The 21,797-nt window shown below is 46.5% G+C and carries 18 protein-coding genes; 10 read left to right on the plus strand and 8 right to left on the minus strand.

Annotated elements, in window-relative coordinates; all coding sequences use genetic code 11:
• The first annotated feature begins 119 nt into the window (after nt 1-119).
• The 5 genes from Q4Q57_RS05110 to Q4Q57_RS05130 all read left to right on the plus strand — a co-directional run bounded on the left by Q4Q57_RS05110 (nt 120) and on the right by Q4Q57_RS05130 (nt 6,745).
• Nucleotides 120-2,282 carry a tetratricopeptide repeat protein gene (locus Q4Q57_RS05110; RefSeq protein ID WP_311890056.1) on the plus strand — a complete coding sequence of 721 codons (2,163 nt, stop codon included), beginning with the start codon at nt 120-122 and terminating at the stop codon, nt 2,280-2,282.
• Nucleotides 2,283-2,433: 151 nt separating this feature from the next.
• Nucleotides 2,434-3,990, plus strand: a complete 1,557-nt coding sequence (locus tag Q4Q57_RS05115; protein WP_259215347.1) for a GGDEF domain-containing protein — start codon at nt 2,434-2,436, stop codon at nt 3,988-3,990.
• A 56-nt stretch (nt 3,991-4,046) separates the two neighbouring features.
• The gene (ppnN, locus tag Q4Q57_RS05120) at nt 4,047-5,402 is read left to right on the plus strand and encodes a nucleotide 5'-monophosphate nucleosidase PpnN (RefSeq protein ID WP_006080898.1); all 1,356 of its coding nucleotides are present in this window, start codon (nt 4,047-4,049) and stop codon (nt 5,400-5,402) included.
• A gap of 21 nt (nt 5,403-5,423) precedes the next feature.
• On the plus strand, nt 5,424-6,212 hold the full coding sequence (gene xni, locus Q4Q57_RS05125) for a flap endonuclease Xni (RefSeq protein ID WP_311890057.1): 789 nt from the start codon (nt 5,424-5,426) through the stop codon (nt 6,210-6,212).
• Nucleotides 6,213-6,322: 110 nt separating this feature from the next.
• The gene (locus Q4Q57_RS05130) at nt 6,323-6,745 is read left to right on the plus strand and encodes a DUF3192 domain-containing protein (RefSeq protein ID WP_006080896.1); all 423 of its coding nucleotides are present in this window, start codon (nt 6,323-6,325) and stop codon (nt 6,743-6,745) included.
• A 131-nt stretch (nt 6,746-6,876) separates the two neighbouring features.
• On the opposite strand, the gene Q4Q57_RS05135 is transcribed toward Q4Q57_RS05130, so the two are convergent.
• Nucleotides 6,877-9,711 (minus strand): prolyl oligopeptidase family serine peptidase, encoded by a 2,835-nt coding sequence (locus Q4Q57_RS05135; RefSeq protein ID WP_311890058.1) that lies wholly within the window; start codon nt 9,709-9,711, stop codon nt 6,877-6,879.
• 255 nt (nt 9,712-9,966) lie between these two features.
• On the opposite strand from Q4Q57_RS05135, the gene Q4Q57_RS05140 reads away from it, so the two are divergent.
• Complete coding sequence (locus Q4Q57_RS05140) at nt 9,967-10,974, plus strand: isocitrate dehydrogenase (protein ID WP_106651128.1); 1,008 nt, start codon at nt 9,967-9,969, stop codon at nt 10,972-10,974.
• 254 nt (nt 10,975-11,228) lie between these two features.
• On the opposite strand, the gene rlmM is transcribed toward Q4Q57_RS05140, so the two are convergent.
• The 4 genes from rlmM to Q4Q57_RS05160 all read right to left on the minus strand — a co-directional run bounded on the left by rlmM (nt 11,229) and on the right by Q4Q57_RS05160 (nt 14,479).
• Nucleotides 11,229-12,314: a 23S rRNA (cytidine(2498)-2'-O)-methyltransferase RlmM gene (rlmM, locus tag Q4Q57_RS05145; protein WP_011846285.1), complete on the minus strand. Its 1,086-nt coding sequence runs from the start codon at nt 12,312-12,314 to the stop codon at nt 11,229-11,231.
• A gap of 177 nt (nt 12,315-12,491) precedes the next feature.
• Nucleotides 12,492-12,884, minus strand: coding sequence for a DUF423 domain-containing protein (locus Q4Q57_RS05150; RefSeq protein WP_006080891.1), 393 nt, complete (start codon nt 12,882-12,884; stop codon nt 12,492-12,494).
• A 58-nt stretch (nt 12,885-12,942) separates the two neighbouring features.
• Nucleotides 12,943-13,587 (minus strand): alpha/beta family hydrolase, encoded by a 645-nt coding sequence (locus Q4Q57_RS05155; protein ID WP_311890059.1) that lies wholly within the window; start codon nt 13,585-13,587, stop codon nt 12,943-12,945.
• Entirely contained in the window at nt 13,568-14,479 is a 912-nt protein-coding gene (locus Q4Q57_RS05160; protein WP_006080889.1) for a transcriptional regulator GcvA, read from the minus strand. The genes Q4Q57_RS05155 and Q4Q57_RS05160 overlap by 20 nt, the downstream gene beginning before the upstream one ends.
• A 211-nt stretch (nt 14,480-14,690) precedes the next feature.
• On the opposite strand from Q4Q57_RS05160, the gene Q4Q57_RS05165 reads away from it, so the two are divergent.
• Complete coding sequence (locus Q4Q57_RS05165) at nt 14,691-14,933, plus strand: hypothetical protein (protein ID WP_106651132.1); 243 nt, start codon at nt 14,691-14,693, stop codon at nt 14,931-14,933.
• Between the two features lie 128 nt (nt 14,934-15,061).
• Here Q4Q57_RS05165 and thiI read toward each other — a convergent pair whose 3' ends face one another.
• The 3 genes from thiI to pomA all read right to left on the minus strand — a co-directional run bounded on the left by thiI (nt 15,062) and on the right by pomA (nt 18,378).
• Entirely contained in the window at nt 15,062-16,516 is a 1,455-nt protein-coding gene (gene thiI, locus Q4Q57_RS05170; protein WP_311890060.1) for a tRNA uracil 4-sulfurtransferase ThiI, read from the minus strand.
• Between the two features lie 158 nt (nt 16,517-16,674).
• Nucleotides 16,675-17,607: a flagellar motor protein MotB gene (locus Q4Q57_RS05175; RefSeq protein WP_006080886.1), complete on the minus strand. Its 933-nt coding sequence runs from the start codon at nt 17,605-17,607 to the stop codon at nt 16,675-16,677.
• A 3-nt stretch (nt 17,608-17,610) separates the two neighbouring features.
• Nucleotides 17,611-18,378 (minus strand): flagellar motor protein PomA, encoded by a 768-nt coding sequence (pomA, locus tag Q4Q57_RS05180; protein ID WP_006085155.1) that lies wholly within the window; start codon nt 18,376-18,378, stop codon nt 17,611-17,613.
• A gap of 314 nt (nt 18,379-18,692) precedes the next feature.
• Between pomA and xseB the strand changes: the two genes are divergently transcribed.
• From xseB to dxs, 3 genes are read left to right on the plus strand one after another with little or no spacing between them, the layout of a single operon-like run.
• A complete protein-coding gene (xseB, locus tag Q4Q57_RS05185; protein WP_311890061.1) occupies nt 18,693-18,932 on the plus strand; it encodes an exodeoxyribonuclease VII small subunit in 240 nt (79 codons plus the stop codon).
• Nucleotides 18,933-18,934: 2 nt separating this feature from the next.
• Nucleotides 18,935-19,816, plus strand: a complete 882-nt coding sequence (gene ispA / locus Q4Q57_RS05190) for a (2E,6E)-farnesyl diphosphate synthase (RefSeq protein ID WP_106651136.1) — start codon at nt 18,935-18,937, stop codon at nt 19,814-19,816.
• A gap of 21 nt (nt 19,817-19,837) precedes the next feature.
• Entirely contained in the window at nt 19,838-21,706 is a 1,869-nt protein-coding gene (dxs, locus tag Q4Q57_RS05195) for a 1-deoxy-D-xylulose-5-phosphate synthase (RefSeq protein WP_311890062.1), read from the plus strand.
• The last annotated feature ends 91 nt before the right edge of the window (nt 21,707-21,797 follow it).

A 21,797-nucleotide genomic window follows, 5' to 3' on the forward strand; every position in this document is an offset into this window, starting at 1 on the left:
TTATTATGCTTCTTATGATTTTTCCAAGTATAACAAGTCGATGTAGCATCCTCATTAGGCGCTAACAAAAGCTAACAAAATAAGTTCCTTGACTTAAGGAATGAGGAATCACAGTTCAAATGCAAAAACTCACGGTTATTTTATTTACTTTGTTGCTGTCACTGCCTTTTAGCGTTCAAAGCCGAGATATCGAAGCTGATGAAGTTGAGTTAAGAGAATCGCCACAACAAATGTATGATGCGCTCAACCAATCCATTTCCTTCCCCCTTTCGTTTCAAAACCGTGACCAATTTGAACGTGCAGCCCAAGAGCAAGGCTACAGTCCAACCGAATTTGAACAGATTTTGTATCTGCTGACTCGGCTGAATATGGAGCCGAACGTGAAAACCAAGGTCGGTTTTCAAGACGCAAAAAGCTTGATTGCAGTTTTATCCACTGCGGCGCAATCGCCCTATGAACTTGCAATGGTCGCCATGTTGAATGGGCGTTACCTTGGCCGTACCGAGCAAAAATATCAAGAAGCGATTGGCCTGTATAATGAAGCGATCACCCGCATCAACGACAGCTATGACATCGAAGCATTGATTCTTAAACACAATATTCATGAGCACTTAGGCGGCTTACATTTATTAATCCGCCAAGAAGTGCCAGCCCTGATGCACTTCCACACATACCGCGACATTGCCTATAAACTCAGAAACGATTACTTAATCGCGGCGGCTGAAGCGAGGCTTGGCTTTTATTACAATTTTAATCAGCAGCTTACAAAATCATTACAGCATTATAGTGAAGCGATTCGGATCTCCAATCGTTCTAATTACCCATCAATGAAAACCAATCTGCAATTACAACTTTCTAAGGTATATCGTGATTTAAAGCAGTGGGATGAAGCGCTTAAAAACGCTCATGAAGCCGCGGCTGGATTTAAAAAAATGGGCAATGACACTTATCTTTCAAGTTGTATGACAGTGATCGCTATGGTCTATGGCGAACAAGGGGATTGGCATAAAGCGATTGATTACTACCTAAATGCCCAGCAATTAGATGCAAAACGCGGTAACTACATCGCACAAGGGCTTAATTTCCATAATTTAGGACAAGCCTACTCAAATATTAAAGACAATGTTAACGCCCTAAAATATTTACTGATGGCCAATCAAATATTCAAAGAAAAACAAAGCCATCACTATCAAGTTTATAACGAACTCTTAATTGGTGAAATCGCCCAAACCAACCAAGATTGGCCGCTGATGATGGCCCATGCCGATATCGCATTAGCACTCGCGGTCGATTTAAAACTGGTCGATGAACAAAAATCCGCACTCACCCTTATCGCCTCGGCGGCGCAAAAATTAGGTGAATTAGCAAAAACCATCGATGCCCAAGCCCGTATCATTGAGCTAAGTAAAAAGCCTGCCGAGACTGATAAAGACTCCCCTGTGTCGGCCTCTGCCCTTGCAGAGCAACAGCTTAAACTTGAGCTCAACATGCTACAGGGAAAACTCGTTGAGACAGTGAAAGAAAGCAACAACACTCACACGCTACTGCTCATTTGCTGCCTTATTGCCGGACTCTTGCTGCTAGTGATTGCATATATGCTGCATCATCGCCGTAAAATCATGGCAAAAAACGCCGCATTAACCCAATTGAGCCTACAGGAGCCCTTCACCCATAACTTAGGCTATGCGGCACTATTAGCCCACTTGGGCCATAATCAACATCAAGCGTCTACAACAGCTTTAGGGATTATCGCCTTCCCCGCCCAGCTATCGACCGATCTAGATTATGGCCAATATTTTAGTGATGCAGTAACCGCGCAACTGGCCACGCATCTAACCGATGCGCTCGCATCCCCTGTCTATGTGATACGCCAAGGGGTATTTGCAGTGCGCTTCACCCAAGCCGTTGAGCCAACAAGCGTGATCAGCCAAATACGCCAGAAACTCGACCAACAGCACATAGTCCATCATTTCCGCCTTGGTTTTGCCAACTTGCCACTGCTGGCGAAATCTGAAATTAAAATGGCCGCAAAATTAAAGTTCGAAACCGTGCAGATGGCGCTCGCCTGTGCCCGCAGTTTAGAGGGAAGTAACGATTATTATGTTGCCCTTAGAGCGCTCGATTTTGTCCCTCTGAGCTTGTTTGCCAATCCACTATTTTTACACCTTGAAAAAGGCATTGAGCGTGGATTAATCAGATTAGAAACCAACGGTAATAAAGAAGATATTCGCTGGCCTTGCTGGGAAAACAACCAAGATAGGCAATTACTGGAAAATATTTGATCAATATCAGCAATTAATCACAGAGTCATAGGTAAATCGCATTTGCACTCTACGCCCAGTGTTATAACATTAGTATCATATGAGTTAACAGCTAATCTGGACATAGGATCGTCATGTTTTTTAGCCTTGCAGAGTTAGGACAATACTCAGGATGAAGGATTCGAGCGCTACAGTTTCACAACTTGCCTTGCTGCAACAGAAACTTCATTCGGCCAAACTTGCCCTCGATGAAGTCAATGAAGATAGAAATGCAAAGTTACAGACATTACTGCAATTTATTGGTCACTTAAGCCTCGCCTGCAAAGGGCAAAATCTTGAGCTGGATAATAAACTCGCCAAACTTCGCCATAACTTAAATACGTTTGAGCGAGTCGATGAGGCGTTGCCAGAATTAGTCGATGTCGAGCGCCTACTAAAAGGCCAATATCACCATGTGATGGTACAACTCGAAGAGAGTCGTACGGGTTTGTCACAGGTGATCCGTCAGATCCAACGCGTGAACTCTGCACCTGAAAAACTCAAAAAAGAAGTCAATTACTTCAAACAAGATCTGGCTAAACCTTTCCACACGGTTTGGGAATATATTCCTAAAGTTAAGCAAATCATCGGCTTCTACGAAACCATATTACAGCTACAATTTAACGAATCAGAAAAACTCGATGTCTTGCCAAAACACAGGCAGCTAGCCCATGAGCTGGCGCAGATGATTTCGGAAATCGAGTTTCGTAAAGATCAGCGTGACCAAGTCTTAGTGATCAAAGAAGTGCTCTCTTCTGAGATTGAAGTAGACAGCTTGCTCGAAGCCTACCAAACCATTTTAGCGTTATTGCTTGATAACATCGCCCGCGAGAAATCGGCATCGCAAGAGTTTTTATTTGCCCTCAACGATGCCTTAGCCGCAGTGCGCGAAGTAGTCAGTGAGTCTTACAACCACAATCAACGCAGCTTCCAACTCAAGACCCAGTTGAATCGTGAGATCAACACCCGCGTCGATAACGCCGGTGAAATCATTATCGATGTAGAAGATATTGTCGATCTTAAAGCCCAATTGACTGAGCAACTTAACTCCATTCGTTCAGCATTGGCCCGTAAAGAAGCCTTAGAGCAAAGAGAACAGGCCTTACTGCGTAAATCAATGGAAACAATGCGCAAAGAGCTTAATGAATTAAGTAACGAGGCCAATACTTACAAAGAGCGATTGTTTGAACAACAAAAACTCAACTTGCTCGATAGCTTAACTCAATTGCCTAACCGTGCCGCGTTAGAAGAGCGCATGGATTTGGAATACCGCAACTATCAACGGCATAAATCTCCCCTGTGGGTGGCGGTTGCCGATATTGACCATTTCAAAACGATCAACGACAGCTTTGGTCACAGCACGGGCGACAAAACCCTGCAGGTGATTGCGATGGCATTGAAAAACTCGCTACGCGATACCGAATTTGTAGCCCGTTATGGTGGCGAAGAATTTGTCCTGCTATTACCCGATGTAGCACCTGCTGATATCGCTCAACTTTTAAACAGAGTGCGCGAGAAAGTAAAAAATATTCCATTTAAATTTAAAAATCAGAGAATTACAGTTACAGTATCTATAGGGGCTGCGCAAGTTATGGGAAGTGAGCTCATACATGAGACCTTCGAACGCGCCGATGCAGCACTCTACAAAGCGAAACACGAAAGCAGAGACAGGGTTGTGATTGACGTATAATTGAGCCCCACTATACGCCTCCTCTAATCACTCCTGTCATGACGAAGGAGTGATAAATGATAGTAAAAGTCAGCCCTAAAGGCAGCATGGATCAGCTTTCGCAACTTGAAGTTGATCGTCTCAAGAAAAGTGCCAAAAGCACGCTATATCAACTGTACCGCAACTGCTCCTTAGCAGTACTTGCCGCAGGTTTAAAAACCGACAACTCTAAAGCCCTATTCGAGCAATACCATGATTTCGACATCCACGTCCTACAACGGGAACGCGGTGTTAAATTAGAACTGGTCAATCCCCCTGAACAAGCCTTTGTCGATGGCCAAATAATCACCGGCATTCAAGAACATCTGTTCTCAGTCTTACGCGACATCCTTTATATCAGCGACAGATACGACTCGCTCAAACACATTAATCTGACCAACGCCCACCATATCACCAATGTGGTGTTTGATATTTTGCGTAACGCGCGGGCGATTGCCCCCATGAAAGACCCTAACGTCGTCGTCTGTTGGGGCGGGCACAGTATTAATGCTATCGAATACCAGTATACCCGCGAGGTAGGCTATCAACTTGGCCTGAGGGAATTGGACATTTGCACTGGCTGTGGTCCTGGCGCGATGGAAGGCCCGATGAAAGGCGCAGCCATAGGTCATGCCAAACAAAGGATTAAAAATGCCCGTTATATTGGTTTGACTGAGCCGAGTATTATTGCCGCCGAGCCACCGAATCAAATCGTCAATGAACTGGTGATCTTACCCGATATTGAAAAACGCCTCGAAGCCTTCGTGCGTTTAGGTCACGGCATTATTATCTTCCCAGGTGGTGCTGGCACGGCGGAAGAGTTGCTCTATATCTTAGGTATCTTACTCAACGAAGAAAACCAAGAAACCCCTTTCCCGCTGATCCTTACAGGCCCCACGGAAAGCGCCGATTACTTCATTAAGATTGATGAGTTCATTGCCTCAACCTTAGGCCCTGAAGCTCAGAAGAAGTATCAAATCATCATAGATAATCCCACTGAAGTAGCGCGTATCATGAAGAAAAGCATGGAGCAAGTGAAAGCCTATCGCCGCTCAACGGGTGATGCTTACCAATATCAGTGGGCACTGAAGATTGAATCTGAATTCCAGTTACCTTTTGTCCCGAGCCACGAGGTGATGGCAAACTTGGACTTGCACTTCCAAACCAATAAAGCCGAGCTTGCCGCCAACCTGCGCAAAGCGTTTTCGGGTATAGTGGCGGGTAACGTCAAGTCGGAAACAATCAAGCACATAGAGCGCGATGGTCCCTTCCAATTGAAAGGCGATCCTAAACTCATGGACATGATGGATAAGCTCTTGAGTGCATTTGTGCAACAACAGAGAATGAAGCTTCCCGGAAGCGCTTATATTCCTTGCTACCAAATAGTGAAATAGAGAGCGAAACAACGACACCCCATGAACAAGTTTTTAATCATCGATGGTCTCAACTTGGTTCGCCGCATCTATGCGGCGATCCCCGATGAAACAGATATGCAAAGCCTCACAGAGCGCGTCAGTTCGGCGTGCACTAAACTGCTGCGGGTGCATCGCCCTACCCATGTGGCTATCGTGTGGGACGGTGATGAGATCTCATGGCGTAAACAGCTTTATCCCGATTACAAAAAAGGTCGTAAACCTATGCCAGAACCACTGGCGCAGGGTTTAGTTGCGCTGCAAGACCATTTAACCGCAATGCACATTGGCTCTATTTATGCCGCCGCGGAGGCCGATGATGTGATTGCGACACTGGCGATAAAAACCGCCAAAGCGCAAGGTGAAGCCATTATTGTGTCCACCGACAAAGGTTTTAGTCAGCTTAATCATCGCCAAATCAGTCAATGGGATCACTTTAATCAGCAGTACCTCGATATTGCGGCATTGGAACAAAAGCTTGGTGTTGAGCGCAGCCAATTTCTCGACTTGATGGCATTAGCGGGCGACAGCGGTAATAAAATTCCTGGTATTGCGGGCATAGGCCCTAAGTCGGCCGCCGAGTTATTGAAAACCTTTAGAAGCTTACCGACCTTGTTTTCATCCTTATCCAACCTAGGCGCTAAGCAAGCGAAGAAGCTCGCCGAGGGCAAAGAGATGGCGAGGCTGAGTTATAAGCTGGCGCAGTTACAAACGGACCAACCACTCAATATCAACTTGAAAGACTTTCGCGTGATTGACTCCCCACCTGAAAAAACCATCAATCAAGACTAAACTTCTGTTAATACAAAGTTGCAATTAACGCATTTACCTTAGCGCAACAAAAGCGTATTTTATGGACGTGCTCAAGTGACTCATTTAATGAGGTAAAGGAATAACTATAAATGAAATCAAAAGTTTCAGTAATTATCGGTAGTATTTTTGCCGCCTACGTCGCCTTTGTCGCTGTGGTTGTACTGGTTTATGAACCAACGCCAGAAGACATGAATTGGGAGGACCGACAGGCCTATAACAGCCAGAAAATGAACGATTTAACCTTAGGGCAAAATATCGGTTCAGTAAAAGAATTGCTCGGTAAGGCCGACTTTTCAGAGGCAAAAGCCGTCAAGGAAGCCAAGTTACAGGTGCTTTTTTATCGCACTCACCATGAGAAATCAGACGGTGTGACGACCAAAGAGGAATGTACCCCGCTTATTTTTGAAAATGATAAGTTGATTGCTTGGGGCCAAGATACCTATAAGCAATACCTCGATGCGGGCACAGACACTGTGCTCACTTCCGCCCACGAGACATTGAGCAGTAAATAAATACGACTGACTGCTAAATAAAAACGCCACCTAATCGGTGGCGTTTTTATTTTCATAATTAACCAACTGAACGTCTTAGTGACAGAATACCTAGGTCACTCAGTGCGATAGCAATAAGCTAAATCAGTCACTTATTCATCATCAGCCTTGTACTCGACATAGGCTTCGCCTTTGCTGAGCCATTCTGGCGCGGGTTTACCCTTCAGATAATGATCGAAATACTGCATCATGCGAATGCTGTAATCGAGCTTATTCGGGTACTTTTTCAAGTGATGCGGCTCATCCTCATATTGTAAGAACACCACATCTTTACCCGCACGGCGCATGGCCAAGTACATTTCAACACCTTGTTCCCAAGGCACCGCATCGTCCTTATCACCAAACATGATCATCAAAGGCGTTTGAATTCGGTCAGCGTAAAATACTGGAGAGTTTTCAATATACTTTTGCGGCGCGGCAAACAAACTCGCGCCAATACGGCTCTGTCCAGTTTCATACTGGAACTGACGCGCAATACCCGTACCATGGCGAATACCACTGTAGGCGCTGGTCATGTTCGATACCGGCGCACCCGCGACCGCCGCCTTAAACATCTTAGTTTGAGTGATGGCAAACGCCGTTTGATAACCACTCCAAGAATGACCTTGCAGACCAATAGCATCGGGATCGGCAATGCCCATCTCAATCAGCTTTTGCACGCCTGAGGTGAGCGCTTGCACCGAACTCGCGCCGGGGTAACCAATTTCAAAACGAATATCAGGTAGGAACACCGCATAACCATTATTGATATACCAAGCAAAATTAGGTCTGTGGTTAATGTTCATCTGCGGGAAGGCATGCAGTCTATCCGTCATAAAACGATAGTAATAAACCAACACAGGAACGCGCTGACCCACTTGATAATTGGTCGGCTTGATCAGCACGCCATCTAACGGCTTACCATCGCCATTCGTCCAGTGAACTAACTCGGCTTTGCTCCAGTTAAACGCTTGGCGTTGCTTATCTAAATCCGTTTGCTTAAGCGCATTTTGCGGGGCGCTATAGTTAGCTGTATACAAGTCAGGGAATAAGTCGAAACGCTCCTTAGAAAACACGATAGTGTCTGCGTCTTTACTGCGTACTAACACAGTCAACTTATACTCGCCTTGCATCAGCGTTTTCACGCCCGCTGCGCCGAGCGTCGCTTGGTAGAAGCCATCGGCCTTAGTTTTATCGCTATAACCGTGGAGTAACACAGTGGCGTTATAGGCAAGCTCAGTCGGTTCATCGGGATTATCGACTAAGCCCTCAAGACGATATTGAATTTTCTGGGTGCGCCCTTTACCTGCGGTTAAGGCAAAACCCGCCTTAGATTCAGTATTAAACTGCCAGACATCGTATTTATCGTAAACCAAGAACCCAGCGTCATCTTTCAGCCAAGGGCCAAAACCGTATCCCGGCGCGCTCGATGGATAGTCATGGTCTTCATCGGCAAAGCTGACCTTTAATGATCTTGTCAGGTTAGTGCGATGAGCCTCAGCAATATCATAAAGATACACATTACCTTGCTGATAATAAGCCACATACTTGCCGTTACCTGACAAACTTGGCTCGGCATCGCTCGGCTGCTGAGTCAAAAAAGGCACCTTACTACCAGTGTTAATGTCGACCAGATAATAGTCTTGATAGAAACCCGCCCACGTCGCCATCTTGCGATAGGGCAAATCTGAACTCGCCAACATAAAGCGCTTATGCTGTGAAATCGTCACATCTGGCACGGTTTTATCGCCAAGCTGCACCACGTTATTCGATCCTAAATGCAATACCGCAAGGTAAGTGCGTTTTTGCTCATCCTCATATTGCTTGATTTCGTGGGGTTTAATCCGTGGGTCGTCACCATGCCACACCTTAAGCCCGCGCTGTCCGGTAACAATATCGGCACTAAACAGGTCTTTTTCTTCGGTGATTTTCTGCAAACTAAGCTGCTGGCTCACCTCTGGCACGCGGCCGAAGAACAGTCGTTCGCTGTCCAATGAGAAGCTTAAACTTGTGTAGCGATTGAGTTTCCACTCAGGTGACTCAGGAGTTTTGCTGATTTTACCCGATTGCAAATCGACCAACGATAACTGATAGCTGCGACCATAGGGTAACTCGCTATCTTTGCCCTGCGTAAACGCCAGCCAACGACCATTTTTAGCCAGCGCTAACGCACCAACCTGTTGGCTAGGCGAATCAAAAGCGACGGTTTTTTGGTGGGTAAGTAAATCCACTAACTGCAATTGATGCTGTTTATTGGCGATATCATTCACCGCTAGCGCAAGTCGGCGGCTCGCCTTATCAAACACATAACCCGTCACTTGCTCAACATCGATGCGCTTAGTTTGATCGTCTAAACTGATCAAAGTAAAACGGCGGCCTTGGTCAAACTTATCAACCTTTGGCTTATCCACTTTCGCTGGGGTTTGTGTGCCTGCTTCAGCGAGTTTTTCGCTGGCTTTAGGCTCAGCGTCTTTTTTAGACTCTTCATCGGCCTCAAACCACATTGCCAAATGCTTACCGTCATCACTGAACACGAATTCCTTCACGCGCTCAAAGCGGGTTTGAGTGCCCGTTTGGGTATCGAGTAATACCATGTCAGATTTGAGTTTTTTCTTCGCCTTGGCATCACTCGTTTCACGCGTGAGCAAACTCGGTTTGACCACCACAGCCACAAAGCGTCCATCGTGACTCACTAAAGGATCTGACCCACCCGCAATTTGATAACTTTGCTGCGACAGCACATTTTTCACAATGACGTGACTATCCCCGCGATCGGGCGCAGACTCGACCGCGATGACTTGGCCCTTATCTGCGATAACCGGTTTATCAAGGGACTCAAAGTGCATGATGTCTGTGAGGGTGAGCGGTTTAGTGCTGGTTTCAGCCTGCACTGCAGGCAATAGTCCAAGGGATAACAGCACCAGAGATGTGATAGGGATTAACTTCAATGTCTTCCTCTTTTATATATTTGTTAGACTAAAGTAGACTTTTTTAACCATTGGCTCTCCATCATGGTGAGAACCCAGTATTTTTACAAGTTATACCACATAAAAAATCGTGATATTGCTCACTATTTCCTGTGAAGTTTGACCAAAGATGGTTAAAATAATAGACAGAAAAAATACCAAATTCATAGTCCTGCTACCCAGTTAACGCTGGGGGCAGACAATTGCAGTAACGACGAACCGTGGAAGGACTTCTCCATGTCAAAAAGAACGATAACCGTAATTCCAGGTGATGGAATTGGCCCAAGTATTATTGATTCAGCCTTAAAAATTCTCGATAAAGCGGGCTGTGATTTTGAATATGAATTTGCCGATGCTGGCCTGACTGCACTCGAAAAGCAAGGCGAATTACTGCCACAACGCACCTTAGAATTAATCGAAAAAAATCGTATCACGCTAAAAGGTCCATTGACGACGCCAGTAGGTGAAGGCTTTACCTCTATCAACGTAACTTTACGTAAAAAATTCGGTCTGTACGCTAACGTGCGCCCAGTACTGTCTTTCAAAGGTACCCAAGCGCGTTACGAGAACATCGACATCATCACAGTACGTGAAAACACCGAAGGCATGTATTCTGGCCACGGCCAAAAAGTATCTGACGATGGTTTAACGGCAGAAGCGACCAGTATCGTGACTCGCCAAGGTGCCGAGCAAATCGCCACTTTCGCCTACGAACTGGCTCGCAAAGAAAACCGCAAGAAAGTCACTATCGTGCACAAAGCCAACATCATGAAGTCAACATCAGGCCTGTTCTTGAAAGTGGCCCGTGAAGTGAGCCTTCGTTACCCAGACATCAAGACTGAAGAAATGATCGTCGATGCAACGTGCATGAAGCTAGTAATGAACCCAGAAAACTTCGATGTGATCGTAACGACCAACCTGTTCGGTGACATTTTATCGGATCTGTGTGCCGGTTTAGTCGGCGGTTTAGGTATGGCACCAGGTGCAAACATTGGCCGTGATGCCGCGATTTTCGAAGCCGTTCACGGTAGTGCACCGGATATCGCGGGCAAAAACCTCGCGAACCCAACCTCAGTAATTTTAGCCTCTATCCAGATGCTGGAATATTTAGGTATGGCTGACAAAGCTGAACAAATCCGTAAAGCAGTATCAGCAGTGATCGAAGAAGGCGACCGTACCACTCGCGATTTAGGCGGCACTCACGGCACGACTGACTTCACTCAAGCGGTTCTTGAGCGTCTGTGATCTCAATGCTGAGCGCGTTTAAGGCGAGTCTATAACGCGCTTGTTCAAGCTTCAGCTTCATAAGAAGTAAGCGTTTGAAACTCAAATGAGTAAATACGAAAAAGCCCCGAAGTTTCCTTTGGGGCTTTTTGTTATTTGGCTTTTAAACCTGCATGACTTTAAAACTGCGTAGCTTTAAACTTGCGTAGTTTTTAAAGCCGCCTAACGATTACCGTGATAGACGACAGCAAGATCAACGCAGGTTAGCACTGGAATTAATTCCACGCGGTATTAGGACGCAGCCATAAATGCACTGTCACTTCATCACGATCGTGATAAAGATGCTTACACTGCACTTTAAAATCGGTCACGCCGTTCTCTTTAAGAATGGTCTGCATGGTCTCAAGAATGGCAGTGACTTCTTTATAGCGGCTCTTCATCGGTAATTTAAGGTTGAAAATCGCTTCCTTAAACCAACCGTTAATCGCCCAAGCTTCAATCAGTTCAGCTACGCGCGCTGGTTTCTCAACCATGTCGCACACTAGCCAATAGATATTTTTGCGCTGTGGTTCGAAACGGAAACCGTCTTCACGGTAATGCTTCACTTGGCCCGTTTCCATGAGTTTCTCATCCATGGGACCATTATCGACAGCCGACACAAACATGCCGCGACGCACCAGTTGATAAGTCCAGCCACCTGGGCAAGCGCCCAAATCCACTGAGTTCATGCCACTGCGAATACGCTCTTCTTGCTCTTCCTTCGGCACGAACTGGCCAAAGGCCTCATCGAGTTTTAGGCTAGAACGACTCGGAGCATCCGCCGCCATTTTCAGACGTGGAATACCCATAAAGTGTGGCGAGCTATTATTGCTGTAGGAATAACCCACATAGGCACGGCCGGGTCCGATAAAACACACGTGGATAATCGGACGTTTTGGATTTTCCTGCGCGAGCAAACTGCCGGATTTTTTCAAATGCTGGCGTAAAGGCACAGTGAACTTACGGCAAAAAGCCGATAGCTCTTTCGCTTCGTTAGTGTCTGGCGTTTCAACCCGCACTTCACCCGCTTTGCTGACGTCACTGAGTGCCGCCACGATTGGGCTAATTCTATCGTTTTCAGGCAAGTCGACTAATAAGTCGCTGGCAGCAAACATCTGGCGAGCGAAAATGAGCGAATCTAAAGGCAGTTGTTTCACTAACGTATCTGCGGCGTCATCTTCAAAACATTGGTACACGACATAGGCGTCGTTATTGTTAGCCTTAACAAAGCCACCCACATTGAGCTCACCGGCTCGCTGTTGGATTTCTGCAGCGCATTCTTTTTCAAAGCCTGCGCGGCAAAATAAAAATAGGTTTTTCATGGGGATCCCTGAGAAATCCAAGCCAAAGCATTGGCTGACTATCGATTTGGGCGTCAGTATACCAATTTCAATCCACAAATGCCCTATTTGCCTACAGCGGAACCTTGAATTGCGATTGGAAAAATAAAAAAGGCTTAGGTGCGCCCTAAGCCTGTTAACTCACATTGACGTTCGAGATTAAGACTCGTGACCGTCAATCACTTTATGGCGCCATACCGCGGCAGCAAATAATAACCAGCCGAGTAAGAAACACCCACCTCCCATCGGCGTGACAGGGCCAAGCCACTTAGTGCCGAACAATGCCAGTCCGTATAATGAGCCAGAAAACAACACTATACCTGCAATAAACAAATACGCCGACCAATCCAATAAACGTGAGGTTAACCATTGGCCCGAAAAGGCAACCATGATTAAGGCGAAGGTATGGTAGAAATGGTATTGCACTCCAAGATTAAACACGTCAATCAAATCCGGTGGCGCGACTGCTTTTAAACCATGGGCACCAAAAGCCCCTAAGGCGACGGCTAAAAATCCGCTCACGGCGGCGAGTAACAATAGACCTTTACGCATTTAACTCTCCTGCTGGAATGGGCTTAACTCATTCAACATTCATTAGCTCAACATTAAGCTAACCAATAAAATCGCTAGATAAATCAATGGCACGTGCAAGGTTAGCGGCTTCAGTGGTGCCTGACGACTTTCTTGGGACAAAACTATGATCGCCGTCGGTTATCCAAGCCAATCCTATCTCAGCTTTCAAGGGCCAATTTGGGAGCTGCTCTTTGCCACCGAACTTATCCCGCTCGCCCTGTACGACTAATACTGGGACTTGGCATTCATTCAAAGGTTCCAATCTAGGCTCGCCGCCTTTAAGTGGCACAAAGGGATAACCTAAACAAATCACCCTATCGATGCGCGCCGCTAATGCAGGATCGCAAGCTAATAGCGCCGCCATACGTCCGCCCATGGATTTGCCCATCAGTACGACACGCTCGACCTTAGGTTGTGAATGAGCGATATCGAGCATCTGAGTAAAACACGCGAGCAATTTAGGCGCGCGGTCCGGTGGACGCCGTTTGCCATCGACGGCATTGGCCTGCATATAGGGAAAATTAAAGCGCATCACTTGGTAGCCCTTAGCCACAAGCCCCGCCGACATGGCCTGCATAAACTCAGAGTCCATGTTAGCGCCCGCGCCGTGGGCCACTAAAATCATTGTGCTCGCAGGCTCACCCTCTAATACAAAACTTGGCTTATCCGGGCAACAACTCACTACGCGACTCCTCAGCAAACATGTCTAACATCCATTCGCGAAACGCGACGACCTTACCAAGTTCAGCGTGATTCTGCTGGCAAACCAAGTAGTAAGCATCTTTACTGACCAAGACTTCTTGGAATGGACACACGAGACGCCCCGCTTTTATATCGGGACGCGCCAGTACGCTGTAACCTAAAGCCACGCCTTGACCATGGGCCGCCGCCTGCAATACCAAGGACGAATGACTGAAAATTGGGCCTTGGTTCACATTAATATCGTTAATCCCACATTGTCTAAACCACGCCTGCCAATCATGACGATTCATATCATGTAATAGCGTGTGATATTTTAAATCGCTCGGTTTTGACAACGGCTTAGGGCCGTTGAGCAACATGGGCGAACACACAGGAATGAGCACTTCGTTTCTGAGCTTATCGGCACGTAAGCCAGGCCAATTGCCTAGACCATAATAAATGGCGACATCCACATCATCGGTTAATGAGCTCGCTTCGGTATCGACGGCTTTAATACGCACGTCGATATCGGGATTTTTCTCACTGAACTTTGCCAAACGCGGCACTAACCATTGAATTGCAAAACTGGGCGACATACTGACCGTCAGTGAACCAATCGCACTGCGGGCAAGTAATCGGTCGGTTGCATCGGCGAGTTGAATAAAGATGTCTTTGATGTCGAGGAAGTAGCTCTGCCCTTCTTCAGTTAAAAGCAAAGAACGGTTCTTTCGGCGAAATAATTTTAATCCGAGGAAATCTTCTAATGCCTTTATTTGATGGCTCACCGCAGCCTGCGTAACAAACAATTCTTCTGCTGCGCGCGTAAAGCTCAAATGCCGCGCGGCTGCCTCAAATGCTTTAACCGCATTAAGCGGTGGTAATCGTCTGGACATAGTGATCTCAGTCTCGTTTTTTAATTAGTTTTTCTAATCCGTATTGTTACATTTAATCGTTTGTAAAGGCCAGTGATTTTGGTTAAATTTTGCGCCATTGAAACAGCGGTATCCACGAAACACTTATATCTATGAAACACCCTAGTTGGACAATCTCAAAGTTGGTGATGGGAATGTCTGACAGCGTTAATTTGTCAGCCCGGAGGCGACTATGTTTAATTTAAAATCAGCGTTTGCGTTAGCGATAATTTCAGCACTCAGCTTAAATGCCAGTGCTAATGTACTCGTTGACGAAATCGTCATCGATACTAGCGACTTACAAGCCAGTATCACTGCAGATTTAACCGCTGCAATGAATAAAATGCACCAAGAAGTGCTGCAAGAAGCCACGCTATTGATTGCCACAGATGATGTCGCATCAAATCAGCAGGTCGTTAAGCCTAATAGCTTATAAGACAACACCAATTCGGGTTTTCAACCCAAGACCTAACAAAAAGCCGCATTAATATGCGGCTTTTTTGTATCCTAGACCTATGGCACTTCCCACTGACAAGACATGTCAGTGGGCAAGTTTGCATGGATTTATGGGCGATACACTTTGACATTAGTGTAGCCTTGCTCGATTAAATACAATGCCTGCAATTTACTCATCACCCCACGCTCACAATACAGCAAATAGTTTTTTTGCTTATCGAGATCGGCAAATTGAGTCGCTAACTTGAAGAATGGGATACGTTTAATCTCAATGCCTTCAATTTGCAACGGTTTGCTTTCCTCTTCTTCAGGGGCGCGAATATCAATGACCACTTGGTTGGTATCAATACTGGCGACCGTTTCAGTCTCAGTAATCCGAGTATCCATTTGTTCTGCGATCTCCCTGATATCAATAGTGACAGACTGGGCGATGATTTGATCGATCAAATCTTCAGAGAACTTCTTCTCTTCCGCTTCAACTTTAGCTAATACCGCTTTAACCGTTGGCTTTTGCGAAATCACGCCACAATATTCAGGCATAGACTTGGCAAAATCTTCGGTGCCGATTTTACGGCTCTCGTTGATAATGTCTTGTTTATCCATGGCAATCAGCGGACGTAAAATCAGCAGCTCAGTACAGCGGTCAATCACGTTTAAGTTGGTTAGCGTTTGGCTAGAGACTTGGCCTAAACTTTCACCGGTCACCAAGGCTTGAATGCCCATACGGTCGGCAATACGCGCCGCAGTGCGCATCATCATACGCTTGAGCACAACGCCCATTTGGCCATTATCGATACGCTCTAAAATCTCAGCGACCACAGGCTCAAAAGGTACAGAGATAAACTTCACCTTGTGGGATTCGCCGTAGGTTTTCCACAAATGGTAAGCCACTTGCTTCACGCCAATTTCATGCTGCGCGCCGCCCAGATTAAAGAAGCAATAATGGGTACGCGCGCCCTTTTTGATAAACTGATAGCTTGACACACCTGAGTCAAAACCACCTGAAATCAAAGACAACACATCTTCCTGCGTCGCCATCGGGAAGCCACCTAAGCCTTCAATACGCTTAGTGACCATGTAAAGATTATCGCGGTCAATTTCAAGGTTAACAGTAATATCGGGATTCTTTAAACGTACGCCTAAAGCATCGGTAAACTGATTTAAGCCGCCGCCGACGTAACGCTCCACTTCGATAGAATTAAAATCGTGATCGCCTGAGCGCTTAACTCGCACGCAAAAGGTTTTACCCGCGAGTTGGTCACGGTAAACAGGCAAGACTTGCTGATAAATATCATCTACAGATTCAAAGCTGTACTCGTCCACTTGTACTACGTGGGCAATACCAGGAATACACGCCAAACGCTCACCGAAGGCTTGGGCCAATTCTGGCTTATCCTTTGGCACCATTACCATAATGCGGTCCCACTGACGTTGAACTTTAGCGTCTTCGTCGACTTTTTTGAGCACATTACGTATGTTGGTTTCAAGCATTTTGGTGAAGCGCATGCGTACAGGCTTGCTCTTCATCATGATTTCTGGGTACAGCTTTACAATAAACTTCATGGGATTTCCGCGGGCAATTTTAAAACAGCAAAATTGGTTAAAAGAATAATCGGGGGATTATATACCCAAGCGACCTAAAAAGGGAAAAGTCTGCATTAGTCCAATAAAAAAAGCCGCAACAGAATTGCGGCTTTAGATACAGCGCGTATTGAGCCTATCTAAGGCGAATTGCCAACCTGAATTTCATCAGATTCCTTGGCTTTACCTTGCTCAATGGCAATTTCCACCCTGCGGTTACGGGCACGATTCTCCGGTGAATCATTTGGCACTATCGGATTGTTAGACGCCATGCCAACCACTTTCATCCTTTTAGAATCAAAGCCTTTAACTTGTACTAACTCGTGGGCCACAGCCACAGCACGTTTACTGGATAAATCCCAGTTAGAGCTATAAAGCTCATCGCTGATTTGCATATCATCCGTGTAACCCGATACCGTAATAATCCCTGGCACATCTTTTAGCAGTTCGCCAACAGAGCGCACCACAGGTTTAAATCGAGGCTGAAGGAAGCCCGAACCAGAGGCAAATGCACCCTTCTCACGGATACGGATAATAATCTGCTGACCTAAGGACTCAATTTCTATCGCACCATCGGTGATTTCTTTATTGAGTTCCTGCGCCATCTTCTTCACTTCTTGATTGATCTTATCCTGTGCCGCTGCCGCTTCGGCCTTAACCGCATCAGCCACTTCCTGCGCCGTTGCAGTGGCTTCGCCGCCACGCTGGGAACCACTTTGTTGCTGTACGCCGCCCGCACTGTCGTCTTCACCCGCTTGGTAATCCAATACAGGTTCCGTCATTTCATTAGTTTGCTGGTTGATAATTTCAATCGGCGTGGGATCGGGACGTCCTGGTCTAAATTCTAAGGCAATCACTGACGTCCCCTTCGGGATATCTTTGACTTCCACCTTATTTTGCACACCAAAGGCATACTTCATTGAGCCCGCGATCTGCTTAAACTTCATTACGTCCATTTCGGAAAATGACAATAACAACACGAAGAAACACATCAACAGCGACATCAAGTCAGCAAAGGTCGCCAACCACATCGGTGCTCCGGCCGGTGGACAGTTGCACTTAGCCTTAGCCATGGGCTACTCTCCGTCCGTTGTATCTATTTTGCGATTTTTCTCAGCCAGATAATTTTTCAAGAAGCCTTCAATCACCCGAGGGTTTTGTCCGTCTTGAATCGCCAATACCGCATCCATAATCAAGTTACGGTTCAGCATTTCTTCACCCATCCTAAGCGTTAACTTATCCGCGATAGGAAGACAAACCATGTTAGCGACCATAGCGCCATATAAGGTTGTTAACAAGGCCACCGCCATCGAGGGGCCGATGGATTTAGGATCTGACATGTTTGACAGCATGGCCACAAGACCCACCAGCGTACCAATCATGCCCATTGCCGGACCGACGTCACCAAACGCTCTAAAAATGCCGATCCCTGTACGATGGCGCTCTTCGGTCAGCGCAATATCCTTCTCTAAGGCCGCGCGCACCACTTCACCATCGTGACCATCAACAAGCATGTCGACGGCTTTTTGCATGAAACTGTTGGTAATTTGCGCTTCTTCTAAAGCTAAAAAACCGCCTTTACGGGCGGCATCAGCCATAGTCACGGACTGTTCAATCAAATCTTCTGGCTTATCAATCTTAAAAATAAACGCTTTGGCGGCGATTTTTACCGCGCTAAAAAACTGTTTAAGATTGAACTTCATCATCACCACGAAGAAGGACCCACCGAAAACAATAAGAATCGAAGGTACATCAACGAAAATCATTAAACCGCCGCTGGTGGCCATTGCCCCTAAGATGAAACCAAAGGCACCCACAATTCCAATTACTGTTGCTAAATCCACAACGGCTCCTCACTTTTCGTAATAAACGACATAATACTCACCCTAGGTAAGCAATAAGACTCAGCTGTTCCACTGAGTAAGATAATTCCAACGACACACATGCGAGCCTTGTCTATCAAGTTAAAAATTACCATACAAATGATGATACTATTGTCAGTTATCGGACACACACTAAGCAAGTTTAGCGACAATTTATATTTTCTGAAAAAATTTCAGTAACAAAGCGTGCTATTGAGCAAATATCTTTAGTCTGAATTTGACCCTTAAGCCGCCCTGATATACCTTGTGTCCGCTAAATCAAAGGAAGCATAAACGTGGCGAAGAAACCCGAAAATCTCAGTTTTGAAGAATCCCTTGGCGAACTCGAGCGCATTGTTACCGATCTAGAACAAGGCGATATCTCCCTCGATGACGCGTTAAAACAATTTGAACGTGGCATCAATCTGGTTCGAAATAGCCAAGCAAAACTCGAACAAGCCCAACAAAAAGTGGCCATTTTACTGAAACAAGATGAAAATGCGCCCCTATCCCCCTATGCCGTTGAGGGCGAATAAGCGTGTTAGTCAGTGCCATTCAAGAATATCAACAACGGGTTGATAATCAATTAAAACAGCGTTTTAGTACGCTTGAAGATACCGCTCCCCAATTAAAAGCCGCCATGACTTACGGCGCATTATTGGGTGGCAAACGCATTCGACCTTTCCTCGTATACAGTGTCGGACGCATGTTTGGGGTCGAGCTCGAAAAATTAGATGCCTGCGCCGCAGCCATTGAATGTATCCATGCTTATTCATTGATCCACGATGATTTACCCGCCATGGATGATGATGAGCTGCGCCGTGGTCAGCCCACTGTGCATATCGCCTTTGATGAAGCGACCGCCATTTTAGCGGGCGATGCACTGCAGACCTTAGCCTTTGAAATTGTCACCGAAGCGGTAGCTGGGATCAGCAGCGAGCAACATATCGCTATGGTCAGAGTATTAGCAAAAGCCTCAGGTTATCGTGGCATGTGTGGCGGCCAAGCGATAGACTTAGCCTCAACCGATAAACATATTGATCTTAAGGCATTAACTCAGCTACATAATATGAAAACTGGCGCCCTTATCAGTTGCGCCGTTGAGTTAGCGTTAATCGCCGCGAACGCGCCAAAAGATCAGTATGCTGCTATGATGGATTTTGCCCGTGCGGTCGGACTCGCCTTCCAAGTACAAGACGATATCCTTGACATAGTAGCCACCACCGAAGAACTCGGTAAGCCGCAAGGCTCTGATACTGAATCGAATAAGAGTACGTTTCCACAACTACTTGGACTACAAGGTGCACAAGACACCGCCAAACAACTGATCCAAGAGGCACTATCAGCGCTGGCTAAATTGCCATACAATAGCCAGTTAATTGCAGACTTCGCCCGCTATATCATTGAGCGAAGAATATAATAAGAGTCGAAGTATCTCGCTATGAGTTTGGACATTTCTCAGTTTCCCGTGTTGGCGCAGGCCAACACCCCCAATGAACTCCGCCAGCTTCCTCAGGCACTTTTACCACAAGTAGCCGACGAACTGCGCGAGTTCCTTCTTAAGTCTGTTGGCATGTCCAGCGGACATTTTGCCTCTGGGCTCGGCACAGTGGAACTCACTGTTGCGTTGCACTATGTCTACAACACCCCTTTTGATCGGCTGATTTGGGATGTGGGCCATCAGGCTTATCCCCACAAAATTCTCACGGGTCGTCGCGACAAGATGCACACCATTCGCCAAAAAGATGGCTTGCATCCTTTCCCATGGCGTGAAGAAAGTGAATACGACACTTTCAGCGTTGGGCATTCAGGCACGTCTATCAGCGCCGCACTGGCGATGGCGATTGCCGCAGAAAAAGAACAAGCGGGTCGTAAAGTCGTTGCCGTGATCGGTGATGGCGCCATGACTGGTGGTATGGTGTTTGAAGCCATGAACCACGCTGGCGACTTGCACAATGACATGCTCGTGGTATTGAACGACAACGAAATGTCGATCTCTGAAAATGTCGGCGCCCTCAATAACCATTTAGCACAACTGATGTCAGGCCGTTTTTACACTACGCTGCGCGAAGGCGGCAAGAAAGTGTTGAAAGGCATGCCCGTCATCAAAGAAATGGCCAAGCGCACTGAGGAACACCTCAAGGGCATGGTCGTTCCAGGCACCCTGTTTGAAGAGTTAGGTTTCAACTATATCGGTCCTATCGACGGCCACGATGTTGATGCTCTGGTCGAGACCATGCGTAATATGCGCAATCTTAAAGGTCCACAGGTGCTGCACATCATGACGAAGAAAGGTCGTGGTTATGAACCTGCTGAAAAAGATCCTATCGGTTGGCATGCCGTGCCTAAGTTTGACCCGTCGCTGTTTAAAAAGCCGGCCACCAAACCCGGTTTACCGACCTTTTCCCAAGTCTTCGGTAAATGGTTATGCGACATCGCTGAGCAAGATGAGAAAGTGTTAGCGATTACGCCTGCGATGCGCGAAGGCTCGGGTATGGTTGAGTTTTCCCAGCGTTTCCCGAAACAATATTTCGATGCGGCGATTGCCGAGCAGCATGCAGTGACTTTAGCCGCAGGTTTTGCCTGTGAAGGCTTTAAGCCTGTGGTGGCGATTTACTCGACCTTCCTGCAACGCGCCTACGATCAACTTATTCATGATGTGGCGCTACAGCAATTACCGGTATTGTTCGCTATCGACCGCGGCGGTATTGTCGGTGCCGATGGTCCAACTCACCAAGGTGCATTCGATTTAAGCTTTATGCGTTGCATCCCCAACATGGTGATCATGGCGCCGTCGGACGAAAATGAATGTCGTCAAATGCTCTACACTGGCTATTGCTATGATGCGGGTCCAAGTGCAGTGCGTTATCCAAGGGGCAGTGCTACGGGAGCGATGCAAGTCGAAGCGATGACGGCATTACCTATTGGTAAAGGCGTGATCAAACGTGTGGGCAAGCGCATTGCCATTCTCAACTTTGGCACCTTGTTAGCCTCGGCGTTAACCGCTGCCGAAAGCTTAGATGCAACGGTTGTCGATATGCGCTTTGTAAAACCGCTCGATGTTGATTTAGTCAAAGAGATGGCGCAAAACCACGAAGTGCTCGTCACTGTGGAAGAAAATGCCATCATGGGCGGCGCAGGTACTGGCGTACTTGAACAGCTTCAAAAGCTGCGAATGCCCAAGGACGTGCTTCAAATTGGTTTGCCTGATGAATTTATCAAACATGGCTCACCCGAGGAAGTTACCCATGACTTGCAACTGGATGCCGAAGGCATACTGGCGCAAATCAATGCTTATCTAGCGCAATAGGCTGAACTTGCTTATCTCGTTAAGACGCTAAATGTTATCAATAAAAAATTCCGCCCATAAAAAAGGACTGCAATTGCAGTCCTTTTTTGTT

The organism is Shewanella sp. SP2S2-6 (assembly GCF_031931965.1).
In the GTDB taxonomy this organism is placed as follows: Bacteria; Pseudomonadota; Gammaproteobacteria; order Enterobacterales; family Shewanellaceae; genus Shewanella; species Shewanella baltica.